The following is a 24,585-nucleotide window of genomic DNA, read 5'->3' as shown; positions in this document are numbered from 1 at the left end:
GCGCGGCCGGGTCCATCCTTCGACGGATTGCTACTTCGTCAACAGCGCGTAGGCGCCGTTCCAATCCTCGGGCGGCGGATCGACCCGATAGTGGCGGATGCGCGCCTCGTAGAGATCGTAGAGCTTAGCCAGCTCCTTCGCCTCGTCCTTCCTCCGCCCTCGTTCGATTGCAGCCAGCGCCTCGTCCCAGTCGCAGTTGCGATAGGCGGCCAGCATCTCGATGGTGAGGTTGCGCAGCAGCTGGAAGCGCTCGGAATGCATCACGTCCTCGCGGCCGGTGATGGCATAGATCACCTCCGGCTCGGTCTTGCCCTTCACCATGATGAAGTCAAGCTCGAGGATGGCGAGCCTGTCCTTGACTGCCATGGCCGTCGCCGAGCCGACGATGATCGGGAAGCCGTATTCCTTGGATTGTCCTTCGAGGCGGGAGGCGAGGTTGACGCTGTCGCCGAGCGCCGAATAGTTGAACTTCAGATCGGAGCCCATGTTGCCGACCACGCCGATGCCGGTGTTGAGGCCGATGCCGACCTTGAGCGGAATGTAGACGTGGCCGCCATGCGCGGCCTCCTGCTCGCGCTCGCCGTTCACCCGATCGATCCGGTCGAGCATGTCGAGCGCGGCTTCGCAGGCGTTGATCTGATGGTCCTTGTCGGCGAGCGGCGCGTTCCAGAACGCCATGATGGCGTCACCCATATATTTGTCGACATAGCCCTTGCGGGCGATGATGGCGTCGGTGAGCGGCGTCAGGAACCGGTTCATGAGCTGGGTCAAGCCTTGCGGATCGTGCTTGTAGCTCTCCGAGATCGTGGTGAAACCGCGCACGTCCGAGAACATGACTGTGATCTCGCGCTCCTCGCCGCCGAGCTTGGGCGGCGAGTCCGCCAACTGCTCGACCAGAACGGGCGACAGATATTGCCCGAACACGGAGCGCATCTGCCGGCGCTGCTCCTGCTCGCGGACGAAATTGGCGAAGATCAGCGTCAGGTAGACCGCGGTTGTCGACAGCATCGGATAGGTGAAGTCGATCATCAGCCGGTGCTGGGTGTAGAAGTACCAGGAGAGGCCGAGCAGCGCGCTCGCGAACAGTCCCCCAACCATCACCAGGGTGATGGCGCCGAGCTGCGGCGCGAACACAATGACGAGAAAACCGAGCAGGACGGCCCCAAGGAACTCGACCACAACGCCCCAATAAGGCCGTGTCAGAATTGAGCCTGTCAGCACCGACTCCAGCACCTGGGCGTGTACCTCGACGCCCGGCATGGCCGAGTACACCGGAGTGGTCTTGATGTCGTTCAACCCGATGGCGGACGGGCCTATCAGGATCAGCTTCCGCGCAATCTTCTCCGGTGACACGCGGCCCTCGAGCACGTCGATGGCAGAGACATAGATGGATGGATCATGATTGGCGTAGTGCACCCAGATCTTGCCGTTGCCGTCGGTCGGAATCTGAAACCCACGCAGGCCAAGGCTGGTGATGCCGCCCTCCTCAGCCTTGACGAACACCGTGTCCGTGGCGGTCAGAACCCGCAGCATCTCGAAGCTCAGCGCCAGCATCGTGACGTCCTGTGCCCGCATGATCATCGGCACCCGGCGGATGATGCCGTCGCGCTCGGGCGGGATCGTAAACAGGCCACGCCCCGCCGCCGCATGCTCGATCACCGGCACGTTGCGCAGCAGCCCAGGAAACGGCTCCATGAACGGGATCGGGTCACCCAGCATCGCAAAGCCGGTCACGGGCAGTGTCTTGTCCAGATCGGTGCGCTTCTCGAGGCTGGCCGTCTCACCGAGCACGATGCGCGATCTTCGCAAGGTCTCGGCGAACACCTGATCGTTTGACGGCAACGCCTTCAGCTTCTCACGTGTCACCTCATCCAGACCGGGGAAGGTATCCGCCGCGATAGCCGGATTGAGCCGGTCGGGCTCGGCAAACACGACGTCGAAGGCGATGACAAGGGCGCCGAGCTGGGTCAGTTTCTCGATGATCTCGGCGATGCGCGTCCGCGGCCATGGCCACTGGCCGAGCTTGGGATCAGCGAGGCTCTTCTCGTCGATGTCGACAATGGTGACCGGGCGAACCGTCTTGGGCCGCGGACTGAGCGCCTGGAAATTATCGAAGGTGCGAAGACGCAACTCCTGCACCAGGGCCGGATCAGCGACGCGCAGCGCCGCGAACGCGACCAGCAGCAGCAGGCAGATCAGGCGCGCATAGCCAAACCTGCGTGCAAACCACCGGGGAACTGCTCTCAATCGCTTCATGCAGCAACCGATATCACACCGTGGCCTGCAGCCCGAACGCCGCGGACTCAGACCAGGTGAAAGCCGTCGTGATGCGCCTTGAATTGATCCAGCGTCACGCCCTTGAGCGTGAGCGTATCATGCGCCGCATCGGTGATGACGGTGTCGTGGCCGTTGTTGGCCGACTGCGCGGCGGCCACCATCGCGTCCACGCTGGCGAACAGCGAATGATCGAGCTCGACGATGTCCTTGTTGAGATCGAAATCGCCGATCGTGGCGCTGCCGAAATGCGGATTGAAGACGAAGGTGTCGTTACCGCCCTTGCCGAAGATCGTGACACCGCCGCCGACATTGACGAAATTGTCGTTCTGATCGGTGCCGTTGATCGTCGAGGCGCTGTTGCCGGCCAACGTGACGGTCAGTGCCTTGCTCGCAGTGCCGCCGTGGCCGTCGCTGACCTCCGCCTGATAGGTCACGGTCAGCGTGTCGCCGGGATTGAGGAAATCCAGGTTCACGTCGGCCGGATGATACGTCCAGTGCAGGACATCGGCACCGCCATCGGATGTCGCGCTGTCGAAGGTGATCGCGTGGGCATCGGCCAGCGCCTGGACATGGGCATTCGAGGGCAGGCTGAGAGAGCCATTGTATTTGATCACGCCATTGTCGTGCACCGAAGCGGTCAGCGTGTCGCCGACATCCTTGTCGAGCACCGTCAAGGTGCCGGACATGTCGCTCGCCGATTTCACCGGCTGATCGGCGATGGTGCCCGCCGAGACGTTGTCGAGCTCGAACGCATTCTGGCTGCTGGCGAGCACCACCTTGTTGAACGGCGACAGCCCGAGAAACTCGACATAGCCGTTCGAGGCCAGCGACGCCTGCCCGCCATTGGCGAGCAGCGGCGCGACGTCGCTGCCCGAGTAGGACGCCACCAGCTTGTTGCCGTTGTAGAACGAGATGCTGTTGTAGCTGTCGACCGACCCCCAATACAGCCCGAAGCTGTTCTTGACGCTGTCGAAGGTGATCGTCTCCTGGGCTTGGCTGCCGATGCTGAGATAGTTGGTCTTGTCCGCCCCGTCGACCATGTAGGGCGCCGCGGATACCGGCGACGAGCCGTGCACGATTCCCGCATTGCCGGAGGCCGTGAACGTCGCGTGCAGCGCCTGGCTGTAGAAGCTGCCGTGGCCGCGTCCATTGTCGGAGATCGCGCCTTCCGACACGTGATCGAACGTCTCGGTGGGCATGCCCTCCGTATTCGTTTTGGCGGAGCTCGCCAGCACCCTCGCCTGCTCTGCCAAGATGACAGTCTGGACCGGCGGGTTCGTCTCACCGGTGATGACGGGCGCATCCTCGGCACCATTGACGGTGATGGTGACGGGCACCTCGGCCACGCCGCCATGGCCGTCATCGATGGCAACCATGTAGGTCAGCGTCACATGCTGGCCGACGCCGAGGTAGTCGAACGCCTTGTCGCCAGCAGCGAAGCTCCAGGCCTGCGACCCCGCACCCTTGCCGGATTCGGTGAGCGCGCCGAGCGACAGCCAGCTCTTGAGCACGGACATGTCCGACGGCAGGCCGCCGTCGTTACCCGAGGTCGCGACGTCGCCGATCACCTTCAGGACATGCGTGTCGGTGATATCAGCGTCCGTGAAAGTGATGGTGCCGCTCGCGGTGTCGGGCAGGTCCGATCCTGACTTGGCCGTGCGCTCCGCGATGACGGCCGCCTGCGCATCGCTCGTCACGACCGGCAGATCGTTGGCGCCCGTGATGGTGACGACGATCGTCGACGTCGCGGTCCCGCCTTCATGATGATCGTCGAGCGTCACCGTGGTGGTGACCTTGATGGTCTGCCCGGCGCCAAGAAAATCGAGCTTGCCGTCGGCGATGGCATAGGTCCAGCCGACCTTGCCATTGTTGGCATTGCCGCCCTGGCTCAGTTGCAGCGCCTGCTCGAACGCGGCGATCTGCTCCGGCGTGAGCTGGCTGGACAAGTCGGTGTGCCCATCGGCCGCGACCCATGTCACGCTCTGCGCATGAGGCAGGATCGACGCTGTCGGGCGATCGGTAAGGTCAACGTCGCTGAAATGAATGGTCCCGGTGACGCTTTGCTGATCAGACGAGCCCGTCTGAGCCCCCGTTTCGGTCAACGCACCCGGCTTGCCGGGATCTGTAACCACCGGCACGTCGTCCTTGGCCGTCACCGTGATCAACGTCCCGCCATTGGCGTCTTTGCTGCCGGCGAAATGCAAGTCGCTGAAATCGCCGACGAGGGTCAGAGCGATGCTGTGCCCTTCGCCGTCGATGACGGTGAGCACGCCCGTGTCAGCATCATAGGACGCCGTCGTCGCGTCACTCCATTTGATTGTCTGCAGATCGATCTTGTCGTCTGCTCCGAGGCCGGCGAGTTTGGCGGAGAAGCTGGCGTCGTCGATGACAATCTCGCTGCTCCCTTTGCTGCTGAAGTCGATGACCTGATCGACGTGGCCATCGACGGTCAGCGTCGCGCCGGCATCGACCTTGATCAGTCCCGAGCCGGTGACATCGCCGTTGATCTCGAACGTCCCGGCCGTGATCTCGATCGTGCCGTCGTTGTAGATCGTTCCGCTGAGTCCACTCGTGCCGCTCGCCGTGATCGCCCCATAGATATAGAGCTTGCCATCACCGCTCACCGTGGTGCCGGCGAGATCGAGGATCGCGCCGAGATCGACGGTCATTTTGCCGACGTTGGCGACCTCCATGCCCGCCAAGGTCACCACGTCATGGCCGGCGATCTCCAGCGTGCCGGCGATCCGGATTTCCAACGTGCCGCCGGTGAGAGTCGTGCTCCCATCGAGCACCAGGGTCGATTCCACCGGGACCGTACCATCCTCATCGATGATGATCTGACCATTGGTGTTATCGATGGTGACATTGTCGAAGGTGGTCGCCGCCTCGGTCTCGACATGCACGATGCCGTGGTTGATGAGATCGCCGCCGGTGATCGTGCTGTGCTCGATCAGCAGCAGCGCGGCTTCGTCCACCTGGACCGTGCCGAAATTGTCGACGGTGACGCCGACCAGGTTGGCGCTCTCCTCTGCGGCGACCTCGAGCCTCGACCCGTCGCCGATCGTGACGTCGACGCCGGTCAACGACGCGCCACCCTGGACGGTGAGGATGGCCGTCATCTCCGCGAGCGGACCGGTCTCGCCGATCAATAGCGCGCCGCCCGCGACGGCGCTGCCGTCGATCGTGCTGTCGCCATCGACGGAGACCGTCCCGTCGTTGCTGATAGTGCCGCCGGCGATGCTCGTGCCGGACAGAGACAACGCGCTGCTCACCGCAATGGTGATCGCGGCGGCGCTCGCATTCGTGATCGTCTCGTCTTCGAACGTATTGCCGCTGCCGGACACGGCGACGATGCCGGAATTGTCGAGCGTGCCGCCGATCAGCGCGGCTGCGCCGGTCAGGGCGACGGTTCCACCGGACTCATTGGTCAGCGTGCCGCCGCTGATGCGCGCCTGCGAGAGGGTCAGCGTCGCGCCGTCTTCGACCGTGATCGTACCGTCGGTATTGTCGACGCTGGTGTCGTCGTCGAGCGCGAGCGCGCCATCCGGCTTGATGTCGATCACGCCGGCGTTCGTGACGATCTCGTTCGAGATGGCATTTCCGGCGCCAGACACATCGATCGTGCCGAAATTGGTCAGTTCGCCATTGCTGATCTCGGCCCCGTCTTTCAGGGCGAGCAGGCCGTTGGCTTGCGGTGGCGTCTGCCCACCTTCGTCCAGCGTGCCGATATTCTGAACGATCGGCACGCCATCGATCAGGATGGTGCCGCCGTCGATGCTGCCGCCGTCGAGTGTCAGGGTGGCGCCCAGGTCGACCCTGATCAAGCCGGAGCTGTCCTGATCGGCATTCGCGACGTTGCCATGCACGGTCAGCGTGCCAGCCGACAGCTCGACCGTCCCGGTGTTGATGATGCTGGCCGCAGCCCCGAATACGCCGCCGCCATCCAGCACCACAGCGCCGGCATTGTGCAGCTCGCTCTGGTCCAGCATCTGCGCCGAACCATTCACCGTAATCGTGGCGCCCGAGAAGTTAACGATTCGAGAGTCGGCCTTTGCCGTCAGCGCGCCGCCGATCGTCAGCAAGCCGTGATTGTCGAGTTCGGGGACGGCGCCGCCGCCAAAGTCATTCAGCGTGACCGATTTGGCGGAGGCGTAGGCGCCGTCATCGATCGTCACCGGGAAGGCCGGCGTCAGGCCGTGCAGCTGATCGGTGATGATGATGACGTCATCATCGGCGGTCGGAGCCAGACCGGTTGCCCAGTTCGCGCCGTCGCTCCACAGATGAACCTGCCCGCCGCTGCTCTCGCCAGGCTGCGTCGTGGCAATCCAGACCACCGCCGGATCGTCGGTGCCGGTGATCGTGACCGTGACCGTCTGCGTCGATGTCGCGCCTTGCGAGTCCGTCACGGTCACCGTGTAGGTGAGCGTCAGCGTCTGGCCTGCGGGGATGAAATCCGCGACATAGACCGGCAGGTTGGCGAAGCTCCAATTGATCTTGCCGGTGCCGCTCCCGGTGCTGTCGGAGGCCAGTGATGCCGTCAGCGCCTGTTCGAACAGCGCCAGTGGGGCCGGCGGAATGCTGCCGCCGCCTTCCAGAACCGCGCCGGTCAGCTTGGCCGAGACGGTATGGCTGTCGGTGAGGTCGACATCCTTGAAGGTCAGCGTGCCCGAGGTCGGATCGTCCGAGGTCAGCGGCCCGCCGGGCACGCTGGTGCCGCCCTCGAACGCGATCGTCTGCACGGTTGCGACGATCTCGGGCTTGTCATTGGTGCCCGTCACCGTGATCGTGATCGGCACCACGGTGAATTCATTGGACGGCGCGAAATTGTTGTCGACGCGTACGAGGTAGGTCAGCGTGAGCGTCTCGCCTGCCGCGAGAAAGTCGAAGTAGTTGTCGGGAACGCTATAGGTCAGCGTCGCCGTGCCATAGTTCTTGTTGTTCGGATCGGGCGTGACCGCGATCTTCACGGCCGTCGCCATGACGTCCTGCAGTTGCAGGGCGTTCAACGAGCCCGTGACATCAGTCTGCTGCGCGCTCTTGTAGGCATAGGACTTGAAGCTCACCGACACCGTCGGCCGGTCGATGCCGTTGATGTCGACGAAATTGATGCGGCTGAGAACGGTGTCGAGATCGGTGCCGTTCCCGGTCTGACCGGCACGCTCCATCAATCCGAAGGCCGTCGTCAGCCGGCCGCCAGCATCGAGAATCCTGACGTCCGGCGGACCTGGGATGTGCGACGGCTGCTCGCCGGTCTGGCCACTCCCGGTCGTCGGGCCGGAGTCGTCGACCACGCGAACCACCGGCGTTGCGCTGGTGCCGTTGGGCAAGGTCAGCGGCGTCAGCGTCTGCGGCACCCCGATATCGGTGAAGTGGGTGTTCGACTTCGGATTGGTGTTGTCGGTGAACTTGATCGAGAAGACGTCGTTGATGAGCTTCTGGATGTCCGGCGTGAGCGGGACAGCGCTCTGATTCACGATTCCGTTGCTGATCTGGATCTGCTGTCCGGCCTGATTCACCACAGCGATCGGCTGCAGCGTCGTCTTGTCGAACAGGACGTAGGAGCCGGTGTGGCCGTCCGGCTCGACCAGCACCTGGAACTTGGCATCGGGCAGACTGCCCTGCCCCGGCACTGTGAAATCGATCTCGACCAGCACCGCCGTGCCGCGAATGCCCATGGTCGCCACGGGCGTGTCGACCTTCATGTCGCCGTGCTTGGCGGTCTCGCCGGCCACGAACGAGATCGTGCCGGCGACGAGGCTGATCAGCGAGGAATTGTTCGACCCGTTGGGGTCGTACACCATCTCATTCAGCACCATCCGCGCATTGGACGACAGGCCGAACACGGTGCCGTCGATGAAGGTGATGCCGAGCGTCGAATCCGATCCGGACTGGACGACGTCGCCCTTCTCGACGTTGTCGCCGTTGTGCAGGAGAATCGAAACGCCGTTGCGGATGACCGTCGCGGTGCCCTGCAGCTTGGTCACATGGCCGATGACCTTGCTCACACTCGCAGCCGCCCCGGCCTGGCTGACCTGCACCGCGCCGGAGAGCGCATTGACGAGGTCGCCGGTCAGATGCGCACCATCGGGTGACGCCAGGGGCGCCCGTTTCTCGCCCTTGAAATAGTCCGGCAGCACCATCTCGCGCCCATCGGACGAGAGGATCAGGTCGAGGCCGGACCGCTTGAAATCGGCGTTGAACAGAAAATGCGCGTCCGGAACGACGATCGCGTCCGTCGGCGCATGGGCGTGCGGCGCCTCCAGCCGCACGTGACCGTGCGAGGAGGCGCCCCGGCCGTCGGAGAAAAGCGCGGCGTCAGAATTGCCAGCGTAATTCACGGGGCCACCGACTATGGTTAATGAATACATAAGAATGAGTGTTCAAGGCGTGCATATCACTGGCAAGTGTCTGGCGGAACCACCTTCAGCTTGTGCTTCAGGTGGCCAAAAACGGCGGCTTCCGCGGGATCGCTACGATGTTGTCGAGTTTCTGCCCTCTTTACAGCTGGCTCCGGGCGGAACCGGCCAAGTCAAAATTCATGTCTCTCCAGAAAATAGAAGTAATTCCAAGTATTCATAGACCAGCCAATACCTTTGCCGACATCGACATCCGCACCGGCTTACCCCTGACAACGGATTTCAAGTGCAGGACTGTGGGTGGGAGAACAAGAATCGACGAATTGCATCAATTTGGCGGGAGCGGCGGCTGAGTTCAAAGCACAACTTCACCGCGAACCCTTCCGACCTTCGCGACCATCGCTCAGCTTTCGCTAGGATTTGTCGCATCGGAGCAACACAACGTTCAGCGTAAATCCTGCGATTTGATCGCCCGCGTGCCGGTTTTAAGCAGAGGCCAAGCCTCCACATCCATGCTGACCGCCAACAAGCATCCGGTTCCGTCAGGCGCTGCATCGCGCCGACCGAGATCCGGGCACGGGGCGTCACATGAATTTTCTCGCGCTGATGCGCGCATCGCTGGCGGCCGCGGCCGCCAGCGCCGCCATGTGGATCGGCAGTCCGGCGAGCGCCGGTCCTGCCGCGCGGCCATTGGGGCTCGCCGCCATCGAGGATGCGGAGCCTTTCGCCCTGCCGCGGGTGGTCCTCGATGCCGGCGCGTTGCGCGACAAGTGGCTGGCGCTCGCGCGCAAGCTCGAGGACGAGCGCGTGCAGCTTGCGCTGTGCGATGGCGACCGCGAGCGCTGCGTTTCCCCCGCCGCCCTCAGCCTGCTCACGATCATCGATCAGGGCCGTCTCCGCGAGGGGCGGGCACGGCTCGGCCAGATCAATCGCGCGATCAACCTGGCCATCCGCCCCGCCAGCGACCTCGCTCAATATGGCCAGATGGATGTCTGGGCCTCTCCTCTTGTGACGTTCGAGCACCGGGCCGGCGACTGTGAGGACTACGCGATCGCCAAGTTCGTCGCGCTTCAGATGGCCGGCATTGCCGCCGACGATCTGCGGATCGTGATCCTGCACGACGTCGTCCGCGGCGAAGATCACGCCGTCGCGGCCGCGCGCCTCGACGGGCGCTGGCTCATGCTCGACAATCAGCGCATGGCAATGGTCCAGGACAGCGACGCGCGGCAGGTTCGGCCGCTGTTCGTGATCGACGAGACCGGCATCTCCCGGTATCAGGCCTTGCCGCTGATGGCAGAGGCCCGGGTGCTGTCGCCTGAGAGCACGGGTTCCGTGAACCATTGACCATCGCCCGCAGCGGTGCAGCTCTCCAATGGCGCAGGACCACGGCGGGAGCGCGGAACCGGTCGGCACCGCTGGTCCGTTCACCACGCCGCAACGAGTTGCATCCACATTGCAGACGCCAACCGAACGAGGCGATAGTGCCGTCATGATCCCAGGCAGCCCCGCCCTCGCCGTGCGAGGACTGACGAAATGTTTCGAGCGGCCGGCGGTCGATGCGCTCGACCTCGTGGTGCGCTCGGGTGAATTCTACGCACTGGTCGGCCCGAACGGCGCCGGCAAGACGACCACGCTGCGCATGGTCGCGGGCCTGCTGCGGCCGGATGCCGGGCGGATCGAGATCTTCGGCATCGACGCGCTGCGCGACCCGATCGCGGCCAAGCAGGTGATGGCCTGGGTCTCCGACGAGCCCATGATCTACGACAAGCTCACGCCGCTCGAATATCTCGAATTCGTCGCCGGACTGTGGGGCATCGATCCCGCGAGATCAGGTGAGGCGGCAACCGAGCTTCTGGTCTCGCTCGGGCTGGAGCCGCATCTGCACGAGCGCTGCGAAGGCTTCTCCAAGGGCATGCGCCAGAAGGTGGCGCTCGCCGGCGCGCTGATCCACGACCCGCGGCTGATCATCCTGGACGAGCCGCTGACCGGCCTGGACGCGGTGTCGGCGCGGCACGTCAAGGGCCTGCTGGCCGAGCGCGTCCGCCGCGGCGGCACGGTGATCATGACCACGCACATTCTCGAAGTCGCCGAGCGCATGGCCGACCGGATTGGCGTCATCGCCGCCGGACGCGTCGTCGCCGAGGGCACGCTCGCCGAGCTCCGCCAGCAGAACGGGCGCACCGACACCAGCCTGGAGGAGCTGTTCATCGCGCTGGTCGACGTCGAGTCCGCGGCATGACGCGGGCGGCGACGCTCGCCTGGTTCGCCCGTCACGAGCTCCGGCTCGCCTGGCGGGAATGGCTCGGCATGATCACGGCCGGCCGGCGGCGCCGCACGCGGGCCGCCATCATCGGTCTCGTGCTGTTCGGCGCCCTCATGCATCTGCCGGCCTGGGTCGTGGTCGGCCGCTACGCCGATCTCGCGCCGCCGCTCGACAAGACCGCGCTGATCGTCATCACCGCGACCATCATGCTGTCCTGGGCCTTGATGCTGTCGCAGGCGATCGAGTCTGTCACCCGCGTGTTCTACGCCCGAGCCGACCTCGATCTCATCATGTCGTCGCCGGTGCGGCTGGCCGAGATCTTCTCCGTCCGGATCGCGGCGATCGCACTCTCCGTGACCAGCATGGCGCTGCTGCTCGCGACCCCCTTCGTCGACGTGCTGCTGATCGAGGGTGGCGCCCGCTGGCTCGCCGCGTTCGTCGTGGTCGCGGCCGTCGGCCTGTCGGCGGCGGCGATCGCCATCGCCATCACGATCGTCCTGTTCCGCCTCATTGGTCCGGCGCGGACGCGGCTGGTCGCCCAGATCCTGGCGGCCGTGATCGGTGCCGGCTTCGTCATCGTGCTGCAGATCGCGGCGATCGTGTCCTATGGCACGCTGTCGCGCTTCGCCGTCCTCACCTCGGATGCCGCGGCCGCCATCGCGCCCGATCCCGACAGTCTTGTCTGGCTGCCGGCCCGCGCCGCGCTCGGCGACGGTCAGGCGCTCCTGATCCTGCTGGCCGCCGGACTGTTGCTGCTCGGTGTCGTCATGATCGTGTTCTCGCCGCGCTTCGCCGACACCGCGATCAGCGCCGCGGCCCAGGGCATCTCCAGCCGCGCCGGCGCACGCGTCAGGTCGTTTCGCGGCGGCTCGCGGCAGCAGGCGCTGCGGCGCAAGGAGTTCATGCTGCTGCGGCGCGATCCCTGGCTGATCTCGCAGACGCTGATGCAACTGCTCTATCTGGTGCCTCCGGCGCTGCTGCTGTGGCGCAGCTACTCCGACAGCTCGCAGGCGGTGTTCCTGATCACGCCGGTCGTCGTGATGGCGGCGGGCCAGCTCGCGGGCGGCCTCGCTTGGCTCACCATCTCCGGCGAGGACGCGCCCGAACTGGTGGCGACGGCGCCGCTGCCGGGGACGCGCATCGTGCGCGCCAAGGTCGAGGTCGTGCTGATCACGATCGCAATGATCTTTGCGCCTCTCGTGCTCGCGCTCGGCTGGGTCGCGCCGGCGCAGGCGGTGGTCACAGCCGTTGCCGTTCTGGTTGCGACCGTCTCCTCAACGGCCATCCAGCTCTGGTTCCGGATCCAGGCGCGGCGCAGCCAGTTCCGGCGCCGCCAGACCTCGTCGCGGCTGGCGACCTTTGCCGAGGCCTTCTCCTCGATCGGCTGGGCGGCGACCGCGGCGCTGGCGCTCGCGCTGCCCGAGGCTGCGATCGTCTGCGGCCTGATGACCGCGGGCCTCTTGCTCGCGGCCTGGAAGCTGAGCCCGGCACGGACCTGAAGCGTTCAGCGCAGCACCTCCATCACGGCGGCGGCGAACGCCGCCGGCTCTTCCTGCGGCAAATTGTGGCCGGCCCGAGGGATCACGCGATGGCCGATCCGGTTGCTGAACTTCGCAGCATGCGCCTGGCCGTCCGTCGCCGGGATCACGCCGTCGGCGTCGCCATCGAGCGTGATCGTGGGCACCGCGATGACAGGCAGGCTCGCCAGCCGCTGCTCGATGTCCTGATAGCGCGGGTCCCCCTCGGCCAGCCCGTAGCGATGCCGATAGCTGTGGATCACGACATCGACGTGATCGGGATTGTCGAACGCCTCCGCCGCGCGCGCGAAGGTCGCATCGTCGAAGCGCCAGTGCGGTGACCATTGCTGCCACAGCAGCCGTGCAATTTCGGCGCGGTGGGCCGCGAGCCCGGCCCGTCCGCGCTCGGTCTGGAAGTACCATTGATACCAGAACGCGAACTCGCGCGGCACCGGCGCCGGCTCCAGCGCCCGCGCGATGTCCTGGATCAGATAGCCGTTCACGGAGACCAGGCCCGTGCAGCGCTCGGGCCACAGCGCCGCGCCGACGCAAGCCGCGCGGCCACCCCAATCATAGCCGGCGAACACCGCGCGCGGGATCGCCAGCGCATCCATCAGCGCGATCAGGTCGGCGCCGACCGCGGCCTGCTGGCCCGAGCGCGGCGTCGATGCGTCGCGGAAACGAGTGGGTCCATAGCCGCGCAGATAGGGCACGACGACGCGGCAGCCTTGTGCCGCGAGCCGCGGCGCGACCTCGACATAGGCGTGGATATCGTAGGGATAGCCGTGCAGCAGGATGACGACGGGACCGTCGGCCGGCCCGCCCTCGAAATAGGCAATGCGGAGCACGCCTGCGTCGATCTCGCGCAGCGGCTGCAACACCTGATCCGTCATGCCATCCTCCCGCATCGCGCCGCGCTCTCGAGCCGAGCGTTGCGCCGAGGATAGTTCTGATCGCAATTCCTCGCTACAATCACACGCGCTGTTGAAGGGGAACTGCCATGCTGCGCTCGCTGGTCTCGCTGCTTGCCGCCCTGGTCGCGTTCGCATCGCCCGCGGTGGCGCAATCGGGGCCGCGCACCAGCGAGTGCCTGGCGATGGCCGGCGGCCCGCCGCGCGCCGTGCCGGTCAGCCTGCGCCGGACGGCGGCGGCCGGCAATGAGGTGACGATCACCTATGCCGGCCACTCGACTTACTTCATCGACACGCCGATGGGCATCCGCATCGCCACCGACTACAGCGGCGCCTATCAGGTCGGGCGGCTGCCCGACGTCATCACCATGAACCGGGCGCATTCGACGCACTACACGCTGGCGCCCGATCCGCGCATCCCGCACGTGCTGCATGGCTGGGGCGACGACGGCAAGCCGGCCCAGATCTACGAGCGGATCGGCGACGTGCTGATCCGCAACATCACCACCGACATCCGCCGCTATTTCGGAGATTCCATCGGCATCGACATGATCAAGGACGGCAACTCGATCTTCATCTTCGAGGTTGCCGGCCTGTGCATCGGCCATCTCGGCCATCTGCACGTCAAGCTGGACGAGACGCATTTCGCCGCGATCGGCCGGCTCGACGTGGTGATGGTGCCGATCGACGGCACCTACACGATGTCGCTCGACGGCATCTCCGAGATCACCAGGCGTCTGCGCGCCTCGGTGGTGCTGCCGATGCACCGCTTCGCGACGCCGCTCGACGAGTTCATGCGCAGGATCGGCCAGCAGTTCGAGATCGACCGGCGCGGCGAGCGGACGTTGAAGTTGTCGCGCGAGCTGTTGCCGTCGATGCCGACGGTGATCATCCTCGACGGAGTCTAGGCGCCCGCGAGGCTGGTGCCGCGGCGGCCTTCGGGCGTCAGGAACATGCGCTTGAGCTTGTTGATCACGCGCACCGCGAGGCCGAGCACATAGGGCTGTGTCTTCAGGCAGAAGGCCAGCTTCTTGACGTGGCCCTCGACATGCCATTTGGCATGCGCGCCGTCGCGGAAGAAGATCACGTCGCCCGGCCCATAGCGCTTTGCCGGGAGCCCATCGCTCTCCAGCACGATCGCGCCTTCGAGGATCAGGATGGTCTCGTCGAAATCGTAGTACCAGTTGAACTTGCCCTCGGTGCAATGCCAGACGATGGTCGAGCCCAGCCCGTCGCTGCTGCGCGCGATGGTGCAGGAGGTCGCGGTCGGAGTGCCCTCGATGATCCACGACGGCTCGATCGGAGCGGGCGCCAGGTCGACGGTGAGGTTGGCGGTTTCGATCAAGGACGGCGACATCGTGGACCTCAAATGCATGGGACTGAAATGACCGGGCGAACGCCGGCATGAGCCTGCGACCGTAGCCGGTTGCACCTAATGGCTGCTTTCCGCAGTCGTTAAGATTTGAACCAATCGCCGCGACCAGCCGTCGCATCACAACCACGCCAGCGCTATAAACTTCACGCGAACGCCGCAATTTGTTCGCGGCCTCGCCAAACCTGCTGATCTACTGTTTAGCCGCACTGCAAGATGCGGACAGGCGCCCCTCCGGTCGCCCTGCCCATCCTGAGTTGTGCCGTCACCTTTAGAGATTTGCCGCCTTCGCAGAGATAAGGATTTCCCAGGATGCGCCGACTGAGCCTCGCCTTCGCCCTCACGCTGTCTGCCGCCACCCTTGCAACCACCGGCGTCGTCATGGCGGGCGAAACGCCCGCCCCCGAGAATGCCAAGGCCTACTTCATCAACCTCAAGGACGGCGACACCGTCTCCTCGCCGGTGCTGATCCGCTTCGGCCTGTCCGGCATGGGCGTCGCGCCGTCCGGCACCGAGGCTCCCAACACCGGCCACCACCATCTGCTGATCGACGCGCCCGCGCTCGAGGGCGATGCGCTCAACGAGGCGATCCCGGTCGATGCCGGCCACGTGCATTTCGGGAAGGGCCAGACCGAAGCCTCGGTCAATCTCACGCCGGGCAAGCACACCTTGCAGCTCGTGCTCGGCGACTGGAGCCACATCCCGCACAACAAGCCGGTCATGTCGGAACGGATCACGATCGACGTGCAGGCCACCACCGGCAGCGCCAAGCAGTAGGACCGTTCGACCGACGACGACCCCGCCGCGAGCATCGCTCGCGGCCCGCTTCGGGCCGGTGCACGCGTGGCGCCGGCCCGTCATGCGTCAGGCCCACTCGTCCTTCAAGCCCACTCGCCCTTGCGGAACACGGGCACGCGGCGGCCGTCTTCATGGAGGCCGTCGATGTCGGTGTCGGCCGCGCCGATCATCCAGTCGATGTGGATCAGGCTCTGGTTGCCGCCCTGGGCGGCGATCTGCTGCGGCGACAGCGACGTTCCGTTGACGAAGCACTTCGAGTAGCACTGGCCGAGCGCGATGTGCGAGGCGGCGTTCTCGTCGAACAGCGTGTTGTAGAACAACAGGCCGCTCTTGGAGATCGGCGAGGAGTGCGGCACCAGCGCGACTTCGCCGAGCCGGCGCGCGCCCTCGTCGGTGTCGAGCACCTTGTTCAGCACCTCCTCGCCCTTCGAGGCCCGGGCCTCGACGATGCGGCCCTCCTCGAACTTCACCTGGATGTTGTCGATCAGCGTGCCCTGATAGGACAGCGGCTTGGAGCTGACGACGTGACCCGACACGCGACGGCAATGCGGCGTCGTGAACACTTCCTCGGTCGGGATGTTGGCATTGCAGGTGATGCCGTTCTTGGCGGTCGAGGCGCCGCCCTCCCATTCATGGCCGTCGGCGAGACCGATCGTCAGGTCCATGCCGGGTCCGGTGTAATGCAGCGCACTGAAGCGCTGGCCGTTGAGCCATTCGGTGCGCTCGCGCAGCACCGCGTTGTGGCGCTCCCAGGCCGACACCGCGTCCTCGCGATCGACGCGCGACGCCGCGAAGATCGCGTCCGCGAGCTTCGCCACCGCGACCTCCTCCGGGACATCCGGGAAAACCAGCTTGGCCCAGGAGAGGCTCGGATAGGCGATGATGTTCCAGTTGGTCTCGAAATTCGTGATCTTCTCCAGCGCCGGCTGATAGGCCTTGGAGTTGGCCTTGCTGGCGCGCGCCACCTTGGCCGGATCCTGGCCGGACAGCAGCATCGGATTGTCGCCGACGATGGCGAGCCGCGCGGTGTTCTCCGAGAACGCCTTGGCCATGCCCTGATAGAGCCAGTCCGCGGCGCGATCGAAGCTGTTGTCATGTCCGAAACGGTAGCGCGCCAAGGTCAGCTCCTCGTCGGAGAAGAACGAGGTCACGATGCCCGCGCCGGCCTTGTAGGCGTGCTCGGCGACCTTGCGCACCAGCGGCAGCGCCACCGACGGCGCGGTCAGCAGCAGATCCTGACCGGGCCGAAGCTGCAAGCCGACCTTCACCGCGACCTCGGCCAGGCGGTCGAGCTTCACGGGATCGATGGCGGCATCGAAGTTGCTGACATGTGCGGTCATCAGGGGTGTCCAGTTCCGTTTCTTTGCGGTGTTGAAGAGATAGGCCAAACGGTCGGGCGGTCAATGGCGAAGGAGGGACGGCTCCTGCGTCGCCTCTCCGCCTTCGTCGTCGTGCAGGGCATGGCCCGGACAACTGCCGTGAAGGTGTTCGGAGACATAGCTGACACCTCAAAACGGGCCCTGTGGATCGGCATCCGTCGCTCTCCAAAGCCAAGCCGCGAGCTCGGCACCACTCTCCCTCGGAGGGCAGGGCTATCACATATGGGGATCGAGGTTTTGCGCTTACCTCTCTCCGCGTCGTCATGGCCGGGCTTGTCCCGGCCATCCACGTCGGTCGGCATGCTGAGAACGACGTGGATGCCCGGGACAAGCCCGGGCATGACGGAGTAACTAACCTGCAGAATCGTTCATCGCGATGGCCCTGTATCTCCATATGCGATAGCCCTGCCCTGGAGGGGGAGGGTCGGCACTGAGCCAGTGGCGCGTCGTGATCAACAATTTTGAGCGGCATATGGAGATGTGCGTCCATGGCCTCGCGGCGCCCCAGGCGTCCGAGTGATACAGTGGTCTCACCCTCTTCAAACGAAAGGGTGCAGGGAAGGCCGGACCTCGACTGAGGCCCGTGGCCCGCCTGCTCAAAAAATGCAGGCGGCAGGTACCACAGGTCCAGCCGGATGATCCGGCCCTCCCTGCGCGATGGCTTTACGGCTGCTTCGCGTTCTCCCCGGTGCGCCGGGCTTTTTGGTCACCGTCACCCACGCGGCGCCATTGGCGCCAACGCAGGCTTGATACTGGCATCGGAGTATCAGGACCACGCGACTTGACCGTGCGAGCCGATGTTGTTCGTCCGCGCGAATGACCACGCTGCAAACCGGCCCGCCCATCACATCCCGCCTCCACGTGTCGTGACGACCGCGATACGCCCCTCGTCGATGAGGCGGGACAGCGACAAACAATCATGATTTTCCGAAACCGCCAAGCAGGATATTTTTTCTGCCGGGACTGGACAGCCCAAATCGGCCTGAACGTGCTCAGGAAATCAGTCTCCAGACGCAGCGGCGATCGAGCAGATCAGGAGCAGGAACAGGCCTGTTCATCACAGCCCAACGACATGAGTCGCCCGACGGGCGGCGTTCTCGATCGCGTCAGTCGTCGACACGCAGCCCACCACCATCGACGTACCAGTCGGCACGTGACGCCCAGTGCACGTGGCGATCGGGAACGGTGCCGAGCGGCTCATCGAAGCCGCCGGCTGGCGAGCAATGGCAATTGAGGAATTTGTCGAACGGCCCATCGACCTCGAAGACGACCCGGCCGCAAAGGCAACTGCCGCGGAACGTGTCATGACGATCTCCTATGAGTGCGCTGGAATGTCCAAGAGCGCCGCACGCGTGGAGGATGTTACTTATACCGACTGCATCCTTGCAGCTATCAGGACGACTGAAGGCCCGCCTCGGTCGCCGCATTGTTAGTAGGTAGCATGGTCTTCCCACGCGGAACACTCGACTGTTTGTGAGTCATCCTCGACATCGAGAGTCAATCACTCCTGATGAATTGGAACCGGGATGACCGGACAGCGCTGTCGCGCAAATGCATGGCTCACAGGGGATTCGGTCACTTTGAGGACATGTTTAGAGGTTGATTGGCGCGCGGCAGGGGGATTTCACAGCGTACAGGAGTCCTCCAAATGTACCGCGTTGTTATTGTCGTCGCCGCATTGCTGGCTCTCTCCGTTCAAGCCGAGGCGCGTCCTCGTCACCATCATCATCACTACTCGTACCGTCACCATCACTCCTTCATGAACGCCATGGCCTCGATCCCCGGCGAGGGCCGCGTTGTCGGTGGCCGGCCGTCGGGATGCCCGCATGCCTTCTGTGGCTGCGAAGCGTCGCTCTATACGTTCGGCCGGGTCATTCCCGAGTTGAATCTCGCATCCAACTGGCGTCGCTTTCCACGCGCGGCTCCCGCACCGGGCATGGCGGCGGTCCGCTCCGGCCACGTCATGATCCTGCAGCAGCAGGTCGCGGGCAACATCTGGTATGTGCACGACGGCAATTCCGGCGGTCACGTCACCCGCGAGCATTCGCGCTCGATTGCCGGCTACACGATCGTGAACCCGACGGGCGGTTCCACGATGTTCGGCGCAGCGGCGCGTGTCACGCGCGAAGCCCGTGCGCCGAGATATCAGCGGCTCGCCCGCAACGCGCGGCCGGACGGCTGGATGGCCAGCGCGGCGCCGATGGCCTTCAACTAGGTTCGACGCCAGCGCGCGCGGCATGCAGCTACGAAGTCGCGAGCTGCATGCCGCTTCCGCCTACACGCTCCGCGCCTCGCGTCTGAACAGCACGTACAGCGCCGGCAGCACCAGCAGCGTCAGCACCGTCGACGAGATGATGCCGCCGATCACGACAGTGGCGAGCGGGCGCTGGACCTCGGCGCCGGCGCCGGTCGCGATCGCCATCGGCACGAAGCCGAGCGAGGCGACGAGCGCCGTCATCAGCACCGGCCGCAATCGCGCCAGCGCGCCCTCCTCCACCGCCGCGCGGACGGAGCGGCCCTCCTGGCGCAGCCGTTCGATGAAGGCGATGATGACCAGGCCATTGAGCACGGCGACGCCTGACAGCGCGATGAATCCGACGCCGGCCGAGATCGACAGCGGCAGGCCGCGCAGCAGCAGCGCGGCGATGCCGCCGGTCAGCGCCAATGGCACGCCGGAGAACACCAGCGCGGCGTCGGCAAACGAGCCCATGCTCATGAACAGCAGCAGGAACACCAGCGCCAGCGCGATCGGCACCACGATCGTGAGACGCTTGGTCGCCGACACCAGTTGCTCGAACTGGCCGCCCCAGCCGATCCAATAGCCCGGCGGCAGCTTGACCTTCTCGGCGACCGCGGCCTGCGCGTCGGTCACGAACGAGCCGAGGTCGCGGGCGCGAACATTGGCTGACACGACGATCCGCCGCTTGCCGTTCTCGCGACTGACCTGGTTCGGCCCCGGCGCCGAGGCGACCGCGGCCACCGACGACAGCGGCACATAGCGCGGCTGTGTGACCGAGGAGAACGCGGTGCGCAGCGGCGCGGCATTCGCCTCCTCACCCGCCGGCAGCGGAATCGGGATCGCGCGGATCGCATCGAGATTGCCGCGCAGACGCTCGGGGAGCCGGACGACGATGTCGAAGCGGCGGTCGCCGTCGAACAGCTTCCCAGCGGCCTTGCCGCCGATCGCGATCTCCACCACGCTCTGCACCTCGGCCACGCTGAGGCCGTAACGCGACAGCGCCTGACGGTCGATCCTGACGGTCAGGATCGGCAGGCCCGCGACCTGCTCGGTCTTGACGTCGGTGGCGCCATTGACGCCGCGGATCGCGGCTTCGACCTGGCGCGCCGCCCCCTGCAGGATGTCGAGATCGTCGCCGAAGATCTTGATGCCGACGTCGCTGCGCACGCCGGAGATCAGCTCGTTGAAGCGCAACTGGATCGGCTGCGAGATCTCGTAGTTGCTGCCGGGGATCTCGTCGGCCGCCGCCTCGATCTCGGCGACGAGCTGCGCCTTCGGCTTCGCATGGTCGGGCCACTCCTCGCGCGGCTTCAGCATGATGTAACCGTCACCCTGCGACGGCGCCATCGGATCGGTCGCCACCTCCGCCGTGCCGATGCGGGTGAAGACGTCCTTTACTTCGGGGATGCGCCGCAGCCGCGCATCAAGCGCCTTCTGCAGATCGACCGAGAGGGTGAGGCTCGTTCCGGGGATGCGCAACGCCGCGAGCGCGACGTCGCCCTCGTCGAGGCTCGGGATGAACTCGCCGCCCATGCGCGTCGCGGCAAAGCCGCTCGCCGCGACGATCATCACGGCGACCGCCGCGACCATCAGGCGGTGCGCGATCACGCCGCGCAGCAGCGGCGCGTAGATCCGCCGCGCGCCGCGCATGACGAGATTCTCCTGTTCGGAGACCTCGCCGGTGACGAAGATCGCGACCGCAGCCGGCACGAAGGTGATGGAGAACAGCACGGCGGCGGCGAGCGCCATCAGCACCGTCAGCGCCATCGGCGTGAACATCTTGCCCTCGACGCCGGTCAGGGTCAGCACCGGCAGATAGACCACGGCGATGATGCCGGTGCCGAACAGGCTCGGCCCGATCACCTCGCGCGCGCCGCTGACGATGGTCTGCAACCGCTCGGCGGTCGTGAGCCGTCCGCCCTTGCGATGCTGCGCCTGGGCCAGCAGCCGCAGGCAGTTCTCGACGATGATGACGGCGCCATCGACGATGATGCCGAAATCGATCGCGCCAAGACTCATCAGGTTGGCGCTGACCTTGCTCTCGACCATGCCGGTGATGGTCATCGCCATCGACAGCGGGATGATGCAGGCGGTGACCAGCGCGGCCCGGATGTTGCCGAGCAGCAGGAACAGCACGACGACGACCAGCGCGGCGCCTTCGAGCAGGTTCTTCTCCACGGTGCGGATCGTCGCTTCGACCAGATGGGTGCGGTCGTAGAGCGTGCGCGTGACCACGCCCTCGGGCAGCGATTTGGCGATGTCGTCGAGCCGGGCCGCGACGCGCTGCGCCACGGCGCGGCTGTTCTCGCCGATCAGGAGCATCGCCGTGCCGAGGATCGTCTCCTCGCCGTTGAGCGTCGCCGCTCCCGTGCGCAGGTCGCGCCCTTCGCTGACCTCGGCGACGTCGCCGATGCGCACCGGCGTGCCGCCGCGGGCGCCGATCACGATGTCCTTCAGCTCGGCGGCGCTGCCGACCTGGCCCGGCGCACGCACCAGATATTGCTCGCCATTGCGCTCGATATAGCCGGCGCCGACATTGGCGTTGTTGGACGCCAGCGCGGCGATGACGTCGCGGAAGCTGATCTTGTAGGCCATCAGGCGGCCGGGATCGGGCAGCACGTGGAACTGGCGCTCGAAGCCGCCGATGGTGTTGACCTCGATCACGCCCGGCACGCCGCGCAGCTGTGGCCGGATGATCCAGTCCTGAATGGTGCGCAGATCGGTCGGCGAGTAGTCCGCGCCGTCAGGCGTCTTGGCGCCGGGCCTGGCTTCGACCGCATACATGAAGATCTCGCCGAGCCCGGTCGAGAGCGGTCCCATCGCCACCTCGACGCCCGGCGGCAGCTGGTCCTTGATCTGCTGGATGCGCTCGTTGACGAGCTGGCGGGCGAAATAGATGTCGGTGCCGTCCTGGAACACGACGGTGACCTGGCTCAGCCCATAGCGCGACAGCGAGCGGGTGTAGTCCAACTTCGGCAGGCCGCCCATCGCGGTCTCGACCGGGAAGGTGATGCGCTGCTCGGTCTCGAGCGGCGAGTAGCCGGGCGCCTTGGTGTTGATCTGCACCTGCACGTTGGTGATATCTGGCACGGCGTCGATCGGCAGCCGGGTGAAATTCCAGGCGCCGAAGCCGGCCGCGGCGAGCGCGACGAGCAGCACCAGCCAGCGCTGGCGCACGGCGAAGGCGAGGAGCGCGTCAATCATGCTCGGCCTCCCCCTTGCCCATCTCCGCTTTCACCACAAAACTGTTCTCGGCGACGTAGTGTTCACCGGCGGCGAGGCCGTCGCGGATCTCGACATGGGTCGGGTCGGATTCGCCGGTGACCACCGGGCGCGCCTCGATCTTGTCGCCCTCCTCGCGCACGAACACGACGGTCTTGTTCTCCAGGGTCTGGATCGCGCTGGCGCGGACCGCCACGGCGACGCTGCGCTTGGCGAGAACCAGCTGCGCGGTGACGAACAGGCCCGGACGCAGCCGGCCGTCGGGATTGGCCAGCACGACGCGGGCGAGCGCGGTCTGCGTTTCGCTGGCGCCGACCGGCGCGATGTAGGAGACGTGGCCGCGGATCGCGCCGCGGCCGTCATCGGGGTCGATCAGCACCTCGTCGTCGAGGCGGACGCGCCGGAGATCCTGGCGGTAGATCGACAGGTCGACCCAGATCGTGGAGAGATCGGCGACCACGAAGGCCGGCTTCTGCTCGGAGGCGTATTCGCCGAGCGAGATCTGGCGGTCGATGATGGTGCCGCCGATCGGCGCCTTGAGATCATACGCCGTCAGGCTCTGATTGCTCTCGATCGCGGCGAGCAGCTCGTCCTTGGCGACGGTGTCGCCGATGCGCTTCTTGATGGCACGGACGATGCCGGGAAAGCGCGGCGTCACCTGCACCAATGCTTCCTGGTTGGCGCGCAGCACGCCGTTGAACGATAGCGTATCCGACAAGGTCGCGGGTCCGGCTTCGGCGAGCGCGACGCCGGCCGCGGCGAGCTTCACGTCGCTGATGCGGATGCGGTCGGCGCCATGTTCGTCCTGCTCGACATGATCCTTCGGCGCCGCCTTCTCGGCATGATCGGCATGGCCGACCGTTGCGTCGGCATGCGGCTCCGCCTCGCCCAGCAGGCGCGATGCGCCGGCGCCGGCCGCGGCGGCGAGGACGGCAATCAGGATGACGGTGAATGGTCTCATCGCGCGGTCTCCCGTGCCAGGGTGAAGGGACGGCCGACCAGGCCTTCGATCGTCGCCACGGCGACATGGATGTTCTGCAGCGCCTCCTGCTCGCGCAGCCGCGCCTGCGCTACGCTCGCCTGCGCGTCCAGCACTTCGAGCAAAGAGAAGCGGCCGGCGCTGTAGCCCTGCGCGATCTCGTCGGCGGCCTCCTGCGCCTTCGGGATCGCGATCTCGCGCAACACCGACAATTCCCGCAGCGAGCCTTGCAGCGAATCGTAGGCGCGGCCGGCGATCACCAGCAGCGCGTTGCGGTTGGCCTTGCGCTCGGCTTCGGTCTTGGCGAGGCTTTCCTGCGCCGAGAGGATGTTGCCCTGGTTCTGGTCGAACACCGGGATCGGCACGGAGACGCTGAGCCTGACGGCATCGTCCTGGGTGTCGTTGAAGTGCCGCCAGCCGGCACCGATGCGGACGTCGGGATAGGGCTTGAGCCGGGCCAGCAGCAGCTCGGCATTGCGCTGGGCGTAGACCGCGGTCCAGCGGACGAGCTGCGGATTGGCATCGATGGCCGCGATCACGGTCTGGAACGCCGGCGGCTGGCCGGTCGCGTCGAAACGACCGGTGACGGCCGGAAGCTTCGCCGAGCTGTCGCCGATCAGCACGGCGAGCTCGCGGCGCGCGCTCGACAGCGTCGCCTTGACGCGCTCGCGATCGGCCCGCACCAGCGCCGAGGCGACCTCGGCGCGGCCGGTCTCCGCCGGCGACGACGCGCCGGCCTCGACGCGACGGCGCAGCAGCGGCGTCAGGCGATCGAGCGCTGCGACCTGATCGTCGAGAATCTGGATGCGCCGCTGCGTGGCGAGCACCGTCACGAAGGCGATCGCGGTCTCCGACAGCACTTCCAGCCGCACCGCCTGGCGCTGGATCTCGGCGACCCGTACGCCGGCCTGGCCGGCGGCGATGCGCGCGTCGCGCTTGCCGAACCATTCGAACGCCTGGCTGATCTGCAAGGTGGTCTCGGCCGAGCGCGTGCCGCGATATTGACCCGAGCCAAGCGAATTGTCCTGCTCGTAGGACAGCTCGGGATTGAGCAGCGCGCCGGCCTGCAGCCGCTGGCCGGAGGCGATGCCGATGTCGCGGTCGGCGGCGGACAGCCGCGGATTGGCGGCGAGCGCGCGCGACAGCGCCGCGCGGAGGGTCAGCGTCTGCGCCGCTGACGCGTGCACGGACAGAGCGAGCAGGGCTGCGGCGCCGATGGCGCGCGCAGCCATCCCGGGGAATGGCATGAGATGAACCTGTCTGGACGGGCAA

General features: G+C 66.0%; 14 protein-coding genes. 6 read left to right on the top strand and 8 right to left on the bottom strand.

Going from position 1 to position 24,585, the window contains the following annotated elements:
- Positions 1 to 30: 30 nt before the first annotated feature.
- Both ACQR10_RS15595 and ACQR10_RS15590 read right to left on the bottom strand, forming a co-directional pair.
- The gene (locus tag ACQR10_RS15595; RefSeq protein ID WP_315805225.1) at positions 31 to 2,256 is read right to left on the bottom strand and encodes a CHASE2 domain-containing protein; all 2,226 of its coding nucleotides are present in this window, start codon (positions 2,254 to 2,256) and stop codon (positions 31 to 33) included.
- 47 nt (positions 2,257 to 2,303) lie between these two features.
- On the bottom strand, positions 2,304 to 8,615 hold the full coding sequence (locus ACQR10_RS15590) for an Npun_F0296 family exosortase-dependent surface protein (RefSeq protein ID WP_434911995.1): 6,312 nt from the start codon (positions 8,613 to 8,615) through the stop codon (positions 2,304 to 2,306).
- A 606-nt stretch (positions 8,616 to 9,221) separates the two neighbouring features.
- Between ACQR10_RS15590 and ACQR10_RS15585 the strand changes: the two genes are divergently transcribed.
- The 3 genes from ACQR10_RS15585 to ACQR10_RS15575 all read left to right on the top strand — a co-directional run bounded on the left by ACQR10_RS15585 (position 9,222) and on the right by ACQR10_RS15575 (position 12,395).
- Positions 9,222 to 9,977 (top strand): transglutaminase-like cysteine peptidase, encoded by a 756-nt coding sequence (locus tag ACQR10_RS15585; protein ID WP_316216683.1) that lies wholly within the window; start codon positions 9,222 to 9,224, stop codon positions 9,975 to 9,977.
- A gap of 145 nt (positions 9,978 to 10,122) precedes the next feature.
- Positions 10,123 to 10,872, top strand: a complete 750-nt coding sequence (locus ACQR10_RS15580; protein WP_316182836.1) for an ABC transporter ATP-binding protein — start codon at positions 10,123 to 10,125, stop codon at positions 10,870 to 10,872.
- Complete coding sequence (locus tag ACQR10_RS15575) at positions 10,869 to 12,395, top strand: permease (RefSeq protein WP_316216684.1); 1,527 nt, start codon at positions 10,869 to 10,871, stop codon at positions 12,393 to 12,395. The genes ACQR10_RS15580 and ACQR10_RS15575 overlap by 4 nt, the downstream gene beginning before the upstream one ends.
- Before the next feature lie 5 nt (positions 12,396 to 12,400).
- Here ACQR10_RS15575 and ACQR10_RS15570 read toward each other — a convergent pair whose 3' ends face one another.
- Entirely contained in the window at positions 12,401 to 13,306 is a 906-nt protein-coding gene (locus tag ACQR10_RS15570) for an alpha/beta fold hydrolase (RefSeq protein WP_315805229.1), read from the bottom strand.
- Between the two features lie 107 nt (positions 13,307 to 13,413).
- Here ACQR10_RS15570 and ACQR10_RS15565 point away from each other — a divergent pair, with 107 nt between their 5' ends.
- Positions 13,414 to 14,232, top strand: a complete 819-nt coding sequence (locus ACQR10_RS15565; RefSeq protein WP_316216685.1) for an MBL fold metallo-hydrolase — start codon at positions 13,414 to 13,416, stop codon at positions 14,230 to 14,232.
- On the opposite strand, the gene ACQR10_RS15560 is transcribed toward ACQR10_RS15565, so the two are convergent.
- Entirely contained in the window at positions 14,229 to 14,681 is a 453-nt protein-coding gene (locus tag ACQR10_RS15560; protein WP_316182833.1) for a cupin domain-containing protein, read from the bottom strand. The genes ACQR10_RS15565 and ACQR10_RS15560 overlap by 4 nt on opposite strands.
- 327 nt (positions 14,682 to 15,008) lie before the next feature.
- On the opposite strand from ACQR10_RS15560, the gene ACQR10_RS15555 reads away from it, so the two are divergent.
- Entirely contained in the window at positions 15,009 to 15,473 is a 465-nt protein-coding gene (locus ACQR10_RS15555) for a DUF4399 domain-containing protein (RefSeq protein WP_315805232.1), read from the top strand.
- 104 nt (positions 15,474 to 15,577) lie between these two features.
- Here the strand turns inward: ACQR10_RS15555 and ACQR10_RS15550 are convergent, their stop codons facing one another.
- Positions 15,578 to 16,834, bottom strand: coding sequence for an aminopeptidase (locus ACQR10_RS15550; protein WP_316216686.1), 1,257 nt, complete (start codon positions 16,832 to 16,834; stop codon positions 15,578 to 15,580).
- 1,687 nt (positions 16,835 to 18,521) lie between these two features.
- Here ACQR10_RS15550 and ACQR10_RS15545 point away from each other — a divergent pair.
- Positions 18,522 to 19,088 carry a hypothetical protein gene (locus ACQR10_RS15545; RefSeq protein ID WP_316216687.1) on the top strand — a complete coding sequence of 189 codons (567 nt, stop codon included), beginning with the start codon at positions 18,522 to 18,524 and terminating at the stop codon, positions 19,086 to 19,088.
- Positions 19,089 to 19,148: 60 nt separating this feature from the next.
- Here the strand turns inward: ACQR10_RS15545 and ACQR10_RS15540 are convergent, their stop codons facing one another.
- Genes ACQR10_RS15540 through ihpA form a run of 3 tightly spaced genes read right to left on the bottom strand, consistent with a single transcriptional unit; the run spans position 19,149 to position 24,560 of the window.
- The gene (locus tag ACQR10_RS15540) at positions 19,149 to 22,316 is read right to left on the bottom strand and encodes an efflux RND transporter permease subunit (protein ID WP_316182829.1); all 3,168 of its coding nucleotides are present in this window, start codon (positions 22,314 to 22,316) and stop codon (positions 19,149 to 19,151) included.
- Positions 22,309 to 23,295 carry a divalent metal ion exporter adaptor subunit IhpB gene (ihpB, locus tag ACQR10_RS15535; RefSeq protein ID WP_316182828.1) on the bottom strand — a complete coding sequence of 329 codons (987 nt, stop codon included), beginning with the start codon at positions 23,293 to 23,295 and terminating at the stop codon, positions 22,309 to 22,311. Before ihpB ends, ACQR10_RS15540 begins: the two co-directional genes overlap by 8 nt.
- Positions 23,292 to 24,560, bottom strand: a complete 1,269-nt coding sequence (gene ihpA / locus ACQR10_RS15530) for a divalent metal ion exporter subunit IhpA (protein ID WP_434911994.1) — start codon at positions 24,558 to 24,560, stop codon at positions 23,292 to 23,294. Before ihpA ends, ihpB begins: the two co-directional genes overlap by 4 nt.
- Between the last annotated feature and the right edge of the window lie 25 nt (positions 24,561 to 24,585).

This window comes from Bradyrhizobium sp. HKCCYLRH2060, from assembly GCF_051168135.1.
In the GTDB taxonomy this organism is placed as follows: Bacteria; Pseudomonadota; Alphaproteobacteria; order Rhizobiales; family Xanthobacteraceae; genus Bradyrhizobium.
The sequence above is the reverse complement of the archived record's forward strand: the minus strand, read 5'-3'. Positions and strand labels throughout refer to the sequence as shown.

Coding starts and splice junctions, on each gene's coding strand:
- ihpA (WP_434911994.1), bottom strand. CDS start 24,560: ATGCCATTCCCCGGGATGGCTGCGCGCGCCATCGGCGCCGCAGCCCTG.
- ACQR10_RS15575 (WP_316216684.1), top strand. CDS start 10,869: ATGACGCGGGCGGCGACGCTCGCCTGGTTCGCCCGTCACGAGCTCCGG.
- ACQR10_RS15565 (WP_316216685.1), top strand. CDS start 13,414: ATGCTGCGCTCGCTGGTCTCGCTGCTTGCCGCCCTGGTCGCGTTCGCA.
- ACQR10_RS15545 (WP_316216687.1), top strand. CDS start 18,522: ATGTACCGCGTTGTTATTGTCGTCGCCGCATTGCTGGCTCTCTCCGTT.
- ACQR10_RS15540 (WP_316182829.1), bottom strand. CDS start 22,316: ATGATTGACGCGCTCCTCGCCTTCGCCGTGCGCCAGCGCTGGCTGGTG.
- ihpB (WP_316182828.1), bottom strand. CDS start 23,295: ATGAGACCATTCACCGTCATCCTGATTGCCGTCCTCGCCGCCGCGGCC.
- ACQR10_RS15570 (WP_315805229.1), bottom strand. CDS start 13,306: ATGACGGATCAGGTGTTGCAGCCGCTGCGCGAGATCGACGCAGGCGTG.
- ACQR10_RS15580 (WP_316182836.1), top strand. CDS start 10,123: ATGATCCCAGGCAGCCCCGCCCTCGCCGTGCGAGGACTGACGAAATGT.
- ACQR10_RS15555 (WP_315805232.1), top strand. CDS start 15,009: ATGCGCCGACTGAGCCTCGCCTTCGCCCTCACGCTGTCTGCCGCCACC.
- ACQR10_RS15550 (WP_316216686.1), bottom strand. CDS start 16,834: ATGACCGCACATGTCAGCAACTTCGATGCCGCCATCGATCCCGTGAAG.
- ACQR10_RS15560 (WP_316182833.1), bottom strand. CDS start 14,681: ATGTCGCCGTCCTTGATCGAAACCGCCAACCTCACCGTCGACCTGGCG.
- ACQR10_RS15595 (WP_315805225.1), bottom strand. CDS start 2,256: ATGAAGCGATTGAGAGCAGTTCCCCGGTGGTTTGCACGCAGGTTTGGC.
- ACQR10_RS15585 (WP_316216683.1), top strand. CDS start 9,222: ATGAATTTTCTCGCGCTGATGCGCGCATCGCTGGCGGCCGCGGCCGCC.